Genomic DNA, 14,409 nt, shown 5'->3' on the forward strand with positions numbered 1-14,409 from the left:
GATGACGTACGAATCTGCCGCCGACCTCCGGGGATCTCCATGGACCGCATCCGCCACGTCGCCCTCTCCTCCGTCACGCTCCCGCTCGACGTGCCCATCAGTGACGCCAAGGTGCTGACCGGGCGGCAGAGGCCGATGACGGAGATCGCCTTCCTCTTCGCCGAGATCTCGACCGAGGACGGCCACAGCGGCACCGGATTCAGCTACTCCAAGCGGGCCGGCGGCCCCGCCCAGTACGCCCACGCCAAGGAGGTCGGCGCGAACCTGCTCGGGCAGGACCCGTCCGACATCGGCAAGGTGTACGAGTCGCTGCTGTGGGCGGGCGCGTCGGTGGGCCGCTCGGGGGTGGCCACGCAGGCGCTGGCCGCCGTGGACGTGGCGTTGTGGGACCTGAAGGCCAAGCGGGCGGGGCTGCCGCTGGCCAAGCTGCTCGGCGCCTACCGCGACTCCGTCAGGACGTACAACACCTCGGGCGGCTTCCTGCACGCGCCGATCGAGGAGGTCAAGGCGCGGGCGACGCAGTCGCTGGCCGACGGCATCGGTGGCATCAAGATCAAGGTCGGCCAGCCGGACATGAAGGAGGACCTGCGGCGCCTGGCGGCCGTGCGCGAGCACCTCGGTGACGACGTGCCGCTGATGGTGGACGCCAACCAGCAGTGGGACCGGGCGAGCGCGCTGCGGTTCGGGCGGCAGGTCGAGGATCTGGGGCTGGTGTGGATCGAGGAGCCGCTCGACGCCTACGACGCCGAGGGGCACGCGCAGCTCGCCGCCGCGCTCGACACCCCGATCGCCACCGGCGAGATGCTCTCCAGCGTCGCCGAGCACGTGCGCCTCATCGAGGCCCGCGCCGCCGACATCATCCAGCCCGACGCCCCGCGCGTCGGCGGCATCACCCCGTTCCTGCGCCTGGCCACGCTCGCCGACCACGCGGGCCTGCAGCTCGCGCCGCACTTCGCGATGGAGATCCACCTGCACCTGGCCGCCGCGTACCCGCGCGAGCCGTGGGTGGAGCACTTCGAGTGGCTCAACCCGCTGTTCGAGGAGCGGCTGGAGACGCGGGACGGGCGCATGATCGTGCCGGACCGGCCCGGGCTCGGGTTCACGCTCAGCGAGCAGTGCCGCAAGTGGACCGTGGACTCCGTCGAGTTCGGGCGGGCCTGAGCCGTGCGCGTGGAGTCGGTACGGTTCGGCCGCCACGCCGTACCGCTGGCCCGGCCGGTCAGCGACGCCAAGGTGGCCACCGGGCGGCAGCGTCCCCTGTCCCAGATCGACGTCCTGACCTGCGAGATCCGCACCGAGGACGGCCTGGCGGGGCTGGGCTTCTCCTACACCACCCGGGCGGGCACGCCGGCGCAGTTCGCGCACGCCCGGGAGGTCGGCGAGCTGCTGCTGGGCGAGGACCCGTCCGACATCGGCCGGATCTACGACCGGCTGCTGTGGGCGGGCGCGTCGGTGGGCCGTTCGGGGGTGGCCACACAGGCGCTGGCCGCCGTGGACGTGGCGTTGTGGGACCTGAAGGCCAAGCGGGCGGGGCTGCCGCTGGCCAAGCTGCTCGGCGCCTACCGCGACTCGGTGCGGGTCTACAACACCTCCGGCGGCTACCTCCAGGCGCCGATCGAGGAGGTCGAGGAGAAGGCCGCGCAGTCACTGCGGAGCGGCATCGGCGGTATCAAGATCAAGGTCGGCCAGCCGGACATGGCGCAGGACCTGCGGCGGCTGACGGCCGTGCGCGAGCACCTCGGCGACGACGTGCCCTTGATGGTGGACGCCAACCAGCAGTGGGACCGGGCGAGCGCGCTGCGGTTCGGGCGGGCGGTGGAGGATCTGGGGCTGGTGTGGATCGAGGAGCCGCTCGACGCCTACGACGCCGAGGGGCACGCGCAGCTCGCCGCCGCGCTCGACACCCCGATCGCCACCGGCGAGATGCTCTCCAGCGTCGCCGACCTGGTCCGCCTCATCGACCTGCGCGCCGTGGACTTCCTGCAGCCGGACGTGCCGCGCGTCGGCGGCATCACGCCCTACCTGAAGGTCGCGGCACTCGCCGACCACGCGCACCTTCAGGTCGCGCCGCACTTCGTGATGGAGATCCACGTGCACCTGGCCGCGGCCTGCCCGCGTGAGTCCTGGGTGGAGCACATCGAGTGGCTCTCGCCGCTGTTCGAGGAGCGGCTGGAGATCCAGGACGGGCGGATGGCCGTGCCCGACCGGCCGGGGCTCGGCCTCACCCTCGCGGGGCGGGCCCGCGACTGGCGGCTGGACCAGGTCGAGTTCCACGCGAACGGCCGGTAGATTGTCCGCCGTGCCGCCCGACCAGAGACTCGACCGCGACACCGGCCGCGGGCTCGCGCACGAGCTCGTCGAGCGGCTCAAGGCCCGCATCCTGGCGGGGGAGATCCAGCCCGGCCAGAAGCTGCCCACCGAGTCGTCGCTGATCCAGGAGTTCGGGGTCAGCCGCACGGTGGTGCGCGAGGCCGTCTCGCGGCTGCAGGCCGCCGGGCTGGTCGAGACCTTCCAGGGGCGCGGCTCGTTCGTGCTGGCGCTGCCCGCCTCCACGGCGTTCTCCGTGGAGGCGTCGCAGGTGCGCACCCACCGCGACGTCCTCGACATGATCGACTTCCGGATCGGGGTCGAGTCGGAGGCGGCCGGGCTGGCGGCGGAGCGGCGGACCGACCTGCAGCTCAAGGCGATCGAACGGGCGCTGGTCGATCTCGGCAGGATCGGGGAGCAGCCGAGCAACGCGGTCGAGGCCGACTTCGAGTTCCACCTGAAGATCGCGCTGGCCGCGAACAACCGGTTCTACGCCGACCTGCTCACCTCGCTCGGCCCCATGATGATCATGTTGCCGCGCACCCGGCTGGAGCACGTCTACACGGTCTCCGACGCCACCCACTTCACGCGGGTGACGCTGGAGCACGAGAACATCTACCGCGCCATCGCCGGCCAGGACACCGCGGCGGCGCGGGCCGCCATGCGCCTGCACCTGTCCAACTCGCGGGCCAGGCTGCAGGCGCCGTAGCGGCCGCTACCAGCGGGCGGTGTTCGGGGTGAAGCCCGGGACGATCGAGCGCATGTACGCCGTGTCCTCGCGCCCCCGCTGCCCGCAGCGGACGTACTGCTCGTGCAGCGCGGCCAGCGCCTCCTCGTCCAGCTCCACGCCCAGGCCGGGCCCGGCCGGCACGGCGATCGCGCCGTCGGCGAACTCCAGCACGCCCGGCTTGACGACCTCCTCCGTCTTCCACGGGTAGTGGGTGTCGCAGGCGTAGGTGAGGTTCGGCGTGGCGGCGGCCAGGTGCGTCATGGCGGCCAGGCTGACCCCGAGGTGCGAGTTGGAGTGCATGGACAGCCCCATGCCGAACGTCTCGCAGATGCCGCCCAGCAGCGCCGAGCGGCGCAGCCCGCCCCACAGGTGGTGGTCGGAGAGCACGACCTGCACGGCGTCGGCGGCGACGGCCGGCTTGAGGTGCTCGAAGGCGATCACGCACATGTTCGTGGCCAGCGGCAGGTCCGTGTGCTTGGCGACCTCGGCCATGCCGGCGATGCCCGGCGTCGGGTCCTCCAGGTACTCCAGCACGCCGGAGAGCCGGTCGGCCACCTTGATCGAGGTCTCGACGGTCCAGGCGCCGTTCGGGTCGATGCGCAGGGCGTGCTCGGGGAAGGCCGCGGCCAGGGCCTCGACGGTCTCCAGCTCGTGGCGGGGCTCGTACACGCCGCCCTTGAGCTTGACGGCGGTGAAGCCGTACTCCGCGATCATCCGCCGCGCCTGCTCCACCAGCTGCTCGGGCGTGCGGCCCTCGCCCCAGGTGTCCTCGTCGTGGCCCGGGTGGCCGGCCCACTTGTAGAACAGGTACGCGGAGTACGGCACGCGGTCGCGGACGGCACCGCCGAGCAGGTCGTACACCGGCCGGCCCGTCGCCCTGCCCTGCAGGTCCAGCAGCGCCACCTCGAAGGGCGACACCACGGTGTCCACGGCGCTGGAGACCTCCAGCATGCCGCCGAAGCTGGCGCCCGCGCCGCCGGTGGCGGCGCCGAGCGTCTCGCCGACGATCCGGCGCAGGGCGTGCAGGTCGAAGACGCCGGCGCCGGGCAGGGCGGCGGCGACCGCCTTCAGCCGCTCGACGTGCGCCTGGTCGGCGTAGGTCTCGCCGAGGCCGACCAGGCCCTCGTCGGTGTGCACCTGGACGATGGTGCGCAGCACGTACGGCTGGTGCACGCCCACGACGTTGAGCAGGGGCGGGTCGCGGAAGGCGACCGGGGTGACGGTGACCCTGCTGACCCGACCGGCACTCACCCGCTCGCTCACTGGGCCGCCTTCACGGTGAGCACGGGGACGGTCGACTCCATGAGGATGCGCTGCGCCTCGCTGCCCATGATGAACTTGCCGACCAGCGACCGGTGCCGCAGCCCGATCACCACGAGCGACGCGCCGGTCTCCTTCACCAGCGCCTCGAACGTCTCGGGCAGGTCGTCGTCGTGCAGCGGCTGGCGCAGCTCCGCGTCCACGCCCGCCTCCCTGGCCCGGCGCAGCAGCTCGGCGCCGGCGGCGTCGTCGATCTTGTGCTCGTCGATGGGCGCGCCCCGGCGGGGCGAGTTCACGATGATCACGCGTTCCCCGCGCAGCGCGCCCTCGCGCAGGCCCGCGTCGACGGCGGCCTCGCCCTCGGGCGTGGGCAGGTACCCGACGAGGATGGTCATGAGATCTTCTCCTCAACACGATCGGTGGGCTTGCGGCGGATGGCCTTCCGGATCAGTGGCCAGGCCGCCACGATCACGACCAGGGCGAACACCGTGCCGGAGATCGGCCGGGTGAAGAACCCGGTCGGGTCGCCGCCGAAGATGAGCAGCCCCTGCCGCGCCGAGCTCTCGATCATCGAGCCCAGCACGAACGCCAGCACCAGCGGCCCCGGCTCGAAGCCGAACTTCTTCATCAGATACCCCAGCACGCCGAACACGATCACCAGGAAGATGTCGTAGACCTGGTTGCGCACCGTGTAGGCGCCCAGCAGCGTGATCAGCACCGTGATCGGGGCCATGATGGCCGGCCGCACCCGCAGGATGCGCACGAACACGCCCACCATCGGGATGCTCATGATCAGCAGCAGGATGTTGCCGATGTACATCGAGTTGACGACACCCCAGAACACGTCGGGGTGCTCGGTGACGAGCTGCGGCCCCGGCTGGATGCCCTGGATGAGCAGCGCGCCGAACATCAGCGCCATCGTCGCGTTCGCCGGGATGCCCAGCGTCAGCAGCGGGATGAACGAGGAGGTGGCGGCGGCGTTGTTGGCCGTCTCCGGCGCGGCCACGCCCTCCACGGCGCCCCGGCCGAAGCGCTCGGGCTGCTTGGCGCGCCGCTTCTCCAGCGCGTACGCGGCCAGCGACGACAGCACCGCGCCACCGCCGGGCAGCACGCCCAGCACGAACCCGATCAGCGAGCCGCGCCCGATGGCGCCCTTGGCCTGCCCGAGGTCCTTGCGCGAAGGCCACACGTTGCCGACCTTGGCCGGCGAGTGCACCTTGTTGTGCCGCTCCTCCAGGTTGTAGAGGATCTCGCTGAGGCCGAACAGGCCCATGGCGATCGGGATGAAGTCGATGCCCTCGGCCAGGTTCAGGCTGCCGAAGGTGAAGCGCTCGGCGCCGGTGAAGGTGTCGCGGCCCACGGTCGCGATCAGCAGGCCGATGCAGGCGGCGATGATGGCCTTGAGCTTGTTGCCGTTGCCGATCGAGGAGATCAGCAGCACGCCGAGGATGCCCAGGGCGGCGTACTCGGGCGGGCCGAAGTCGAGCGCGAAGCCGGCCACGACCGGGGCGACGAGCGTCAGGCCGATGATCGAGACCGTGCCGCCGATGAAGGAGCCGATGGCCGCGATGCCCAGCGCCGTGCCCGCCTTGCCCTGCTTGGCCAGGGCGAAGCCGTCGAAGACGGTGACGACCGAGGACGCCTCACCCGGCAGGCGGAGCAGGACCGAGGTGATCGTGCCGCCGTACTGGGCGCCGTAGAAGATGCCCGCCAGCATGATGATCGCCGACACGGGCCCGATGCCGTACGTGATCGGCAGCAGGATGGCGATGGTCGCGCCGGGCCCGAGGCCGGGCAGCACGCCGATGAGCATGCCGATGATGACGCCGATGAGGCAGTAGAGCAGGTTGGTCGGCTCCAGGACGACGCCGAAACCGTCGAGGATCGGGGAGATGTCCATATGACTTTCTCAGATGAGGCGGGGGAGCGGGATCTGCAGCAGCAGCACGAAGAGCACGTAGAACACGGCCACGGCGCCGATACTGATCACGATGGAGGAGCGCCACGACTCCTTGCCCAGCCAGCGCAGCCAGATGAACATCAGCAGCAGCGAGGGGATCTCGAAGCCGATCACCGGCAGCAGCGCGGCGAGCCCGACGAGCGTCACCAGGCCCACCGCGGTGAGCAGGCTGGAGCGGGAGAACCGCTCGGTGTCCTGGAGGTTGCGGCCCGTGACGACGAGCACGGCCGACAGCACGATGATGACGACGCTGATGGCGAACGGCCACAGGCCCGGGCCGGGCTGGGTGAGCTGCCCGAGCCCGAGCGCGTACGAGCCGACCGCACCGAAGACGCCGACGGCGAGCGCCACCACGGTGGCCGCGACCTGCGAGATCGGGCCGGCGTGCGGCGGGCGGGCCTCCTCCAGCTCGGCCTGGAGCCGGTCGGCCTCCTCCTGGAGGTCCATCGCGGCGACGGCCTGGGCAGGCTGCGCGCCGGGCGGCTTCGTGGGGTCGGACATGGACATGCACCCTCCTTAGTGCCAGGCGACGGCGGCGGCCGGTGACACCGGCCGCCGCCCCCGTCATCAACCGGCCAGGTTGATGCCGAACTTGTCGAGCTGTGCCTTGAACGTGGCGGAGTCGTTCTGCAGCGAGGTGAGGACCTCCTGCGGGGAGACCTCCATCGGGGTGAGCGAGTTGTCCTCGTTGAACTTCTTGTACTCCTGCGTGGCGAACGTCTTCTTGGCCGCGTCGAGCAGCTTGGCCTTGACGTTCTCCGGCGTGCCCTTGGGGGCGGTCAGGAAGCGGTACTGCGTCACCAGGACGTCGTAACCCTGCTCCTTGGCCGTCTTCACGTCGGGCAGGAACGGGATGCGCTCCTGGGAGAAGACGGCGAGCGGGACGAGCTTGCCGCCCTTGATGTTCTCGATGGCCTCGCCGATCTGCATGGTGGACACGTCCACCTGGTTGCCCAGCAGGGCGGTCAGGTTGGGGGCGCCGCCGTCGAAGGGCACGGCCGTGGACTCGACGCCGGCCGACTTGAAGGTCAGGGCGGAGGCGAGCTGGGCGCCGGTGCCGACGCCGGTGGTGCCGTAGCGGATCGTCTTGCCGGCCTTCTTCAGGTCGTCGATCGACTTGTAGCCGGACTGGGTGCTGGTCGCCATGACGTAGTCGTCACGGGAGATGCCGGTGATGACGTCGAACGAGTCGATCTTCGTGGCCTCGGCGGCCGACACCGTGAGCGGCGTGATCGTGAAGAGCGAGGCGTTCTGCACGGCGATCTTGTAGCCGTCGGGCTTGGCCGCCTGCAGCTCCTTGGCGTTCAGCGCGCCGTTCGCGCCGGGCTTGTTCAGCACCGGGGTGGAGACGCCGAGCTCCTTGCCGATGCCCTGGGCCAGCGCGCGCGTGATCAGGTCGGTCGAGCCGCCCGCGGAGGCACCCACGCTGAACTCGATGTTGCCCGTGGGATATTCGCCCTCCCCGCCACCGGAGGAGGTCGTCTTGACGCCACCGCAGGCGCTCAGCGCGATCGCGGCGGCGGCGCCGACGACACCCAGGAGGATGCGGCGGGGGGCTGTCCGAGATGTCGGCATTGACTTCTCCTTCATGCGGGCGGGGAGCCGCCCGTGGATCTTCTCGAAGCGGAGAGGGAGTTGCGTAAGGTTACGGCAAGGTTTCCGCTCTGTAGTCTCCGGAGACTATGGACCAGCCTCGATGCCTGTCCAGGCTCAATTCGGTATCGAGTGATACTCTTCATGCATCATGCTAACACTCGATCAGATCCGGGCTTTCGTAGCGGTCGCCGAGGAGCTCCACTTCGGCCGCGCGGCTGATCGGCTGCGCATGACCCAGCCCCCGCTGAGCAGGCACATCCAGAAACTGGAGCGCGTCATCGGGGTGACGCTGCTGGAGCGTGACAACCGCCGGGTGGTGCTCACCGACGCCGGGCGCGCCTTCCTGGACGACGCCCGCCGCATGCTCTCCCTCGTCGACACCGCGGGCGACCGGGCCCGCCGGATCGCCAGCGGCGCGGCCGGCACCGTGCGGCTGGGCTTCACCGCCGTCTCGGCCATCAGCATGCTGGGAGCGCTGCTGCGGCGGCTGTCGGAGCAGCTTCCGGAGATCGACGTCATCCTGCACGAGCGGGTGACCGCCGGGCAGGTGGACGGCCTGCTGCGCGGTGAGCTCGACCTGGGCCTGGCCCGCCCGCCCTTCGACATCGACACGCTCGACTCGCGCGTCGTCTTCCGCGAGCCGCTGTGCGCCGCCGTGCCCCTCGGCCACCCGCTGTCGGAGCTGGGCCGGCCGCTGACCCCCGACGACTTCGACGGCCTGCCGGTGATCAGCTACAACCCGGTCCAGTCGCGCTACTTCCACGAGCTGACCGTGCGCTTCCTGACCAACGCCCACCCCAGGATCGAGCAGCAGGTCCACCAGATCCTCACCGCCGTGCTGCTCGTCGCGGCCGGCAGGGGCGTGGCGCTGGCGCCCGCCAGCGCGCGCTCGCTCGGGGTGGACGGCATCGCCTTCTGCGACCTCGTCCGCGGCGGCGGCGACCCGCTCGACGGCGACGGCGGCAACGGCGAGCCGGTCGAGCTGCACGTCATCTGGAGCCGCGAGTCGACCAACCCCGCGCTCGCCCGCGTGCTGGAGCTGCTGCCCGACCTGGAGGCCGATGATGCTCTACAGGTATCGCCGGATACATAATCGCACTTGGACAAGTATCGCCCCACCTCCTTAGCCTGGCGGCATCAGTTCTTACCGGCGGTGCGGGATGATCCCACGGCCGTATGTGAAGCGAGGAGCGTCCGCCATGCCCCATTACTCCCCGCAGGAGCTCGCCACCCAGCTCAAGAGCGGTCTGTTGTCGTTCCCCGTCACCCATTTCACCCAGGACCTGGAGTTCGACGAGCCTGCCTACCGTGAGCACCTGTCGTGGCTCAGCTCGTACCCGGTGGCCGGCCTGTTCGCGGCCGGAGGCACCGGTGAGGGCTTCTCGCTGACCGCCGAGGAGATCGACCGGGTGGTGCGCGCCGCGGTGAGCGAGGTGAACGGCAAGGTCCCGGTCGTGGCCCCCGCCACCGGCGGCACCGCCAACGCCGTGGCCCAGGCCAAGGCGGCCGAGGCCGCCGGCGCCGACGGCATCCTGCTCATGCCCCCCTACCTCACGGAGGCCGGCCAGGAGGGCCTGGTCGAGCACGTCTCCGCGGTCTGCCGCGCCAGCGGCCTCGGCGTGATCGTCTACAGCCGCGCCAACGCCGTGCTGACCGACCGCTCCGTGGCGGCCCTGGTCGAGCGGAACGAGACGCTCGTCGGGTTCAAGGACGGCGTCGGCAACATCGAGAACCTCACCCGCATCTACGCCTCCGTCGGCGACCGCCTGGCCTACATCGGCGGCCTGCCCACCGCCGAGACGTTCGCGCTGCCGCTGCTGCAGCTCGGCATGAGCACGTACTCCTCGGCGATCTTCAACTTCGTGCCGCAGTACGCGCTCGACTTCTACGCCGACGTGCGCGCCCAGGACCGCGAGGCGGTCTACCGGCGCATCCGCGAGTTCGTGCTGCCGTACCTGGACATCCGCGACCGGACCAAGGGATACGCTGTGTCGATCATCAAGGCGGGCCTGGCCGCCGTCGGCCGCCCGGCCGGCCCGGTGCGCCCGCCGCTGTCGAACCTGAAGGACGGCGAGCTCGCCGAGCTGACCGCCCTCATCAACAAGATCAGCTAGGGGCTGCCGTGTCTCCCACGATCCACGGGGTCGAGGTCGTCCCCGTCGCCGGGTACGACAGCATGCTGCTCAACCTCAGCGGCGCCCACGGCCCCTTCTTCACCCGCAACGTCGTCATCGTCACCGACTCCGACGGCCGCACCGGGCTCGGCGAGGTGCCCGGCGGCGAGGCCATCAGGCGGACCGTCGAGGAGGCCGCCGAGCTGCTGACCGGCCGGCCCGTGGCCCGCTACCGCTCGCTGCTGCGCGCGGTCTCCGAGCGGTTCGCCTCCAGGGACGCCGGCGGGCGCGGCCTGCAGACCTTCGACCTGCGCACCACCGTGCACGCCGTCACCGGCCTGGAGTCCGCCCTGCTCGACCTGCACGGCCAGTACCTCGGCGTGCCCGTGGCCGACCTGCTCGGCGAGGGACGGCAGCGCGACCGGGTGCCGATGCTGGGTTACCTGTTCTACGTCGGCGACCCCGGCAGGACCGGCCTGCCGTACCTGGTGGACGACGGCGGCGACGACGCCTGGTCCCGGCTGCGCCGCCGCGAGGCCCTCACTCCCGAGGCCGTCGTCGCGCTGGCCGAGGCCGCGCAGGAGCGTTACGGCTTCGCCGACTTCAAGCTCAAGGGCGGCGTGCTGCCCGGCGAGGAGGAGGTCGAGGCGGTCAAGGCACTGGCCGCCCGGTTCCCCGAGGCGCGCGTCACGCTCGACCCCAACGGCGGCTGGCTGCTGTCCGACGCCGTACGGCTGTGCCGCGGCCTCGGCGGCGTGCTCGCCTACGCCGAGGACCCGTGCGGCGCCGAGGGGCGCTTCTCCGGGCGGGAGACGATGGCCGAGTTCCGGCGAGCCACCGGCCTGCCGACCGCCACCAACATGATCGCCACCGACTGGCGGGAGATGGCCCACGCCATCCGCTCCGACGCGGTGGACATCCCCCTCGCCGACCCGCACTTTTGGACCATGGCGGGCTCGGTCCGCGTCGCCCAGCTCTGCCACGACTTCGGGCTGACGTGGGGCTCGCACTCCAACAACCACTTCGACATCTCGCTGGCCATGTTCACGCACGTCGGCGCCGCCGCGCCGGGCGAGATCACGGCGCTGGACACGCACTGGATCTGGCAGGACGGCCAGGCGCTCACCACCAAGCCGTTCCAGATCACCGGCGGCGCCATCGAGGTGCCGCAGACGCCGGGCCTCGGCGTCGAGCTCGACCGCGACGCCCTGGCCGCGGCCCACGAGCTGTACCTGCGCCACGGCCTGGGCGCCCGTGACGACTCCGTCGCCATGCGGTTCCTGATCGAAGGCTGGGTGTTCGACCCGAAGCGGCCCTGCCTCGTCCGTTAGAACAGGGTCAGGGGCTCGTTCGGCATCGGGTCGGGCAGCGGCTCCAGCTCCGGGACGCCGGCGCGCACCTCGTCGTGGAAACGGCGGGCCAGCCGCAGCGCGTCGGCGTTGTCCGGGGTGTGCACGAACACGGTCGGCTCGCGGCCCTCGCGCAGCCACCGCGTGACCTGCTCGACCCAGGGCCGCCAGCCCTCGACCGTCCGCTCCTCGGCGTCGCGTCCCAGGTAACGCACGATCGGGCGGGCGGTCAGCGCCCGCGTCCGGCGCGGCACGCGCGGCTTCTTCGTCCACGCGTCACGCTCGGCGTCGCTGGTGGGCGGGCTCGCGAACATCACCGTCGTGTCGAACGGCACCCACTCCGCGTCCACGCCCGCCAGGACCCGCTCCAGCAGCCGCTCGGCACGCTCGTCCGCGAAGAAGGCCCGGTGCCGGACCTCCACGGCGTAACGGTGCTCCCGGGGCAGCTTGCCCAGGAACGCCGCCAGCGTGCCGACGTCGGCGGGGGAGAACGAGCCGGGCAACTGGACCCAGAAGGCGTGCACCCGCGGGCCCAGCGGCTCCATCGCCTCCAGGAACGCCCCCAGCTCCGCCTCCGCGCCCACCAGGCGGCGCTCGTGCGTGATCGGCTTGGGCAGCTTGATCACGAACCGGAAGTCCTCCGGGGTCTGCGCCGCCCACGACTCGACCGTGGCCCTGGACGGGGTGGCGTAGAACGTGGTGTTGCCCTCCACCGCGTCGCACCAGGTGGCGTAGGCGCGCAGGCGGTCACCGGGGGTCAGGTGGTCGGGGAGGTGGCGTCCTTGCCAGCGCGCATGTGTCCACATCGCGCATCCCACGTGCAGCCGCATGGGCACGACGTTATCGCCACCCGCGCGTCGGCGCGGATCCGGCCGTCGTAGTCTGGGCGACATGGGCATGGTCGGGACGGTCGGGCTGGTACTGCATCCACAGCGCGACTCCAAGAAGGCGATAGAGACGATCCTGCGGTGGGCCGCCGACAAGGGCGCCACCGTGCTCGGCCTGCCCGAGGAGGTGGGCCGCATCGACTGCACCGCCGTCCCCGTGGACGCCACCACCCTGGTCGAACGGGCCGACCTGCTGGTCGGGCTCGGCGGCGACGGCACGATGCTGCGCACCATGCGGCTGCTCGCCGGCCGGCCGACCCCCATCCTGGGCGTGAACCTCGGCCGGCTCGGCTTCCTCGCCGAGATCGATGTGGACGAGCTGCCGGCGACGCTGTCGGCGATCGACGAGCACGCCTACACGATCGAGCCCAGGATGGCGATCCGCAGCTCGGTGGCGGGGGCGGAGGTGACGGCCTTCAACGACATCGCCCTCGTGCGGATCCCGGGCGACGGGCTCGCCGCCGTCTCCGTCACGCCGTCGGGGAGCCCGTTCGTGCGCTACTCCGCCGATGCCGTCATCGTGGCCACCTCCACGGGGTCCACGGCCTACAGCTTCTCGGCGGGTGGGCCCATCGTGTCGCCGCGGGTGGAGGCGGTGCTGGTGGTGGCCGCGGCGGCGCACTCCGCCTTCAACCGGGCGTTGGTGCTGCCCGCTGATGAGGAGGTGACGTTGCAGGTGTTGCCTGCCAGCGGGCGGTTGGCTGTGGAGGTGGATGGGGCTGTGGTGGGGCATCTGTGTCCGGGGGACAAGGTCACGGTGTCGGCTTGGCCTGGGGCGGCGAAGGTGGTGCGGCTGGGGACGACGTTCTATGAGCGGGCGCGGCGGAAGCTGCGGGTCGATGGGAGTGCTGAGGTCGACTGAATCGGCTTCGGGGGTGCTCGGTGACGGGCTGGGCGCCGTGCGCGTTGCGCCGGGCTCGGCCGCCGTACGGCGTCTCGCCGACGCGGCGCCTGGTGGCGCGCCTGTGCCCGTCGCGCACCGAATCTCGCGCCGCGCCGCGCGCATGCCGAGCCGCGCGTCGGCCGGTCCGCACGGACCGTGGGGTCAGCCCTTGCCGGCCGCGTTGACGATGCGGGTGGTCGAGCGGTCCGGGATGGCGGACATCTCCCAGCACTCCGCTCCCAGGATCGCCGCCGCCGTCGCGCGCGCGCCGGCGTGCGGGTCGCCCGCCGTGTGGGCGAGGGCGGCCGGGCGCATCGGGGCCAGGAGGTCGATGTAGTCCTCGGGCCCGTGCATCTCCGGCGGCCCCGTCACGATGAACACGCCGGTGACGAAGCGGAGCGCGGCCAGGACCTCGGCGCGCTCCGCCGATGGGTTGAACGGGCGGCTCGGCCCCTTCCATGCGCGCACGCGCGGATCGTCCTCGACGCCCACGACCAGCGGCAGCCCGCGCGCCGCCACCGCGCCCAGGTAGCGCACATGGCCCACGTGCAGAATGTCGAAGACGCCGGTCACGACCGCCGCCCCCGGCCGCTCGTACGGCTGCGTCCAGACGGCCTCCAGGCTGCTCACGCGACCTCCTGCTCCCCCACGGGCCTAGACGACTCGTCGATCGCAGCGTACTCGGTCGGTGGAGCGGGACGTGCAAGCGACCTCGGGAAAGGTCATTCCTACCTTTTCGCGATAATCTCCGGGCCACCTCTGAGGCGTCTCATGACGTCACCGGTTTTTGGGGGAGGTCACCGTGGCATCGCCGGACTCGCACCACGTGAACGGGGACGATCAGACCGGCGGCGGTGATCTCGTGGTCCGGCTGCCGGGGATGCCGTCGCAGGTGGCCAGGGCGAGAGAGCTGGTCACCGCGGCGCTCGGCCGCGACCATCCGCTCTACGACGACGTGGTGCTGCTCACCAGCGAGCTGGCCACGAACGCGATCCTGCACACCAAGTCCGGCGCCGGAGGCTCGTTCACGGTGACCGTGGCGAGGTCGGCGACGGTGGTGCGGGTGTTCGTGGCCGACGGGGGGTCGGAGGAGCCGCCGTGCGTGTGCCGTACGAGCACGCAGGCGACCAGCGGACGGGGCCTGCCGCTGATCGAGGCGCTCAGCCACCGGTGGGGGTTCGTCAGGGAGGCCGGGGCGACGACGGTCTGGTTCGAGCTGATGCAGGAGCGCCTGCCCGCGCGGGTGGCCGTCTAGCTTCGGGACGGCGCCGCTTCGGGCGCACGTGGTCTTGATCCGGAAGCGGTCGCGCTGGAGCATGGTCA

Annotated in this window: 15 protein-coding genes; 8 read left to right on the forward strand and 7 right to left on the reverse strand. The window is 71.5% G+C overall.

Annotated features, from left to right (window positions below):
- Window positions 1-39: 39 nt before the first annotated feature.
- Genes LCN96_RS19505 through LCN96_RS19515 form a run of 3 tightly spaced genes read left to right on the forward strand, consistent with a single transcriptional unit; the run spans window position 40 to window position 3,016 of the window.
- A complete protein-coding gene (locus tag LCN96_RS19505; RefSeq protein WP_225274273.1) occupies window positions 40-1,161 on the forward strand; it encodes an L-talarate/galactarate dehydratase in 1,122 nt (373 codons plus the stop codon).
- 3 nt (window positions 1,162-1,164) lie between these two features.
- The gene (locus LCN96_RS19510; protein WP_397351918.1) at window positions 1,165-2,289 is read left to right on the forward strand and encodes an L-talarate/galactarate dehydratase; all 1,125 of its coding nucleotides are present in this window, start codon (window positions 1,165-1,167) and stop codon (window positions 2,287-2,289) included.
- Window positions 2,290-2,299: 10 nt separating this feature from the next.
- Window positions 2,300-3,016: a FadR/GntR family transcriptional regulator gene (locus LCN96_RS19515; protein ID WP_225274275.1), complete on the forward strand. Its 717-nt coding sequence runs from the start codon at window positions 2,300-2,302 to the stop codon at window positions 3,014-3,016.
- A gap of 6 nt (window positions 3,017-3,022) precedes the next feature.
- Here the strand turns inward: LCN96_RS19515 and LCN96_RS19520 are convergent, their stop codons facing one another.
- The 5 genes from LCN96_RS19520 to LCN96_RS19540 all read right to left on the reverse strand — a co-directional run bounded on the left by LCN96_RS19520 (window position 3,023) and on the right by LCN96_RS19540 (window position 7,832).
- Entirely contained in the window at window positions 3,023-4,300 is a 1,278-nt protein-coding gene (locus tag LCN96_RS19520; protein WP_225274276.1) for an enolase C-terminal domain-like protein, read from the reverse strand.
- Window positions 4,297-4,692, reverse strand: a complete 396-nt coding sequence (locus LCN96_RS19525; RefSeq protein WP_225274277.1) for a universal stress protein — start codon at window positions 4,690-4,692, stop codon at window positions 4,297-4,299. Before LCN96_RS19525 ends, LCN96_RS19520 begins: the two co-directional genes overlap by 4 nt.
- Window positions 4,689-6,197 carry a tripartite tricarboxylate transporter permease gene (locus LCN96_RS19530; protein ID WP_225274278.1) on the reverse strand — a complete coding sequence of 503 codons (1,509 nt, stop codon included), beginning with the start codon at window positions 6,195-6,197 and terminating at the stop codon, window positions 4,689-4,691. The genes LCN96_RS19525 and LCN96_RS19530 overlap by 4 nt, the downstream gene beginning before the upstream one ends.
- 9 nt (window positions 6,198-6,206) lie before the next feature.
- A complete protein-coding gene (locus LCN96_RS19535; RefSeq protein WP_225274279.1) occupies window positions 6,207-6,758 on the reverse strand; it encodes a tripartite tricarboxylate transporter TctB family protein in 552 nt (183 codons plus the stop codon).
- Window positions 6,759-6,824: 66 nt separating this feature from the next.
- A complete protein-coding gene (locus tag LCN96_RS19540; protein WP_225274280.1) occupies window positions 6,825-7,832 on the reverse strand; it encodes a tripartite tricarboxylate transporter substrate binding protein in 1,008 nt (335 codons plus the stop codon).
- Between the two features lie 169 nt (window positions 7,833-8,001).
- Between LCN96_RS19540 and LCN96_RS19545 the strand changes: the two genes are divergently transcribed.
- The 3 genes from LCN96_RS19545 to LCN96_RS19555 all read left to right on the forward strand — a co-directional run bounded on the left by LCN96_RS19545 (window position 8,002) and on the right by LCN96_RS19555 (window position 11,298).
- On the forward strand, window positions 8,002-8,946 hold the full coding sequence (locus LCN96_RS19545) for a LysR family transcriptional regulator (RefSeq protein WP_225274281.1): 945 nt from the start codon (window positions 8,002-8,004) through the stop codon (window positions 8,944-8,946).
- Between the two features lie 106 nt (window positions 8,947-9,052).
- The gene (kdgD, locus tag LCN96_RS19550; RefSeq protein WP_225274282.1) at window positions 9,053-9,967 is read left to right on the forward strand and encodes a 5-dehydro-4-deoxyglucarate dehydratase; all 915 of its coding nucleotides are present in this window, start codon (window positions 9,053-9,055) and stop codon (window positions 9,965-9,967) included.
- Window positions 9,968-9,975: 8 nt separating this feature from the next.
- A complete protein-coding gene (locus tag LCN96_RS19555; RefSeq protein ID WP_263657493.1) occupies window positions 9,976-11,298 on the forward strand; it encodes an enolase C-terminal domain-like protein in 1,323 nt (440 codons plus the stop codon).
- Here LCN96_RS19555 and LCN96_RS19560 read toward each other — a convergent pair.
- Window positions 11,295-12,146: a DUF72 domain-containing protein gene (locus LCN96_RS19560; RefSeq protein WP_225274283.1), complete on the reverse strand. Its 852-nt coding sequence runs from the start codon at window positions 12,144-12,146 to the stop codon at window positions 11,295-11,297. The two genes, LCN96_RS19555 and LCN96_RS19560, sit on opposite strands and share 4 nt — an antisense overlap.
- A gap of 61 nt (window positions 12,147-12,207) precedes the next feature.
- Between LCN96_RS19560 and LCN96_RS19565 the strand changes: the two genes are divergently transcribed.
- Entirely contained in the window at window positions 12,208-13,065 is an 858-nt protein-coding gene (locus LCN96_RS19565) for an NAD(+)/NADH kinase (protein ID WP_225274284.1), read from the forward strand.
- Between the two features lie 183 nt (window positions 13,066-13,248).
- Here LCN96_RS19565 and LCN96_RS19570 read toward each other — a convergent pair whose 3' ends face one another.
- A complete protein-coding gene (locus tag LCN96_RS19570) occupies window positions 13,249-13,716 on the reverse strand; it encodes an adenylyltransferase/cytidyltransferase family protein (RefSeq protein WP_225274285.1) in 468 nt (155 codons plus the stop codon).
- Window positions 13,717-13,888: 172 nt separating this feature from the next.
- On the opposite strand from LCN96_RS19570, the gene LCN96_RS19575 reads away from it, so the two are divergent.
- Window positions 13,889-14,341 carry an ATP-binding protein gene (locus tag LCN96_RS19575; RefSeq protein ID WP_225274286.1) on the forward strand — a complete coding sequence of 151 codons (453 nt, stop codon included), beginning with the start codon at window positions 13,889-13,891 and terminating at the stop codon, window positions 14,339-14,341.
- Window positions 14,342-14,409 lie beyond the last annotated feature (68 nt).

The organism is Nonomuraea gerenzanensis, from assembly GCF_020215645.1.
GTDB classification, from domain to species: Bacteria; Actinomycetota; Actinomycetes; order Streptosporangiales; family Streptosporangiaceae; genus Nonomuraea; species Nonomuraea gerenzanensis.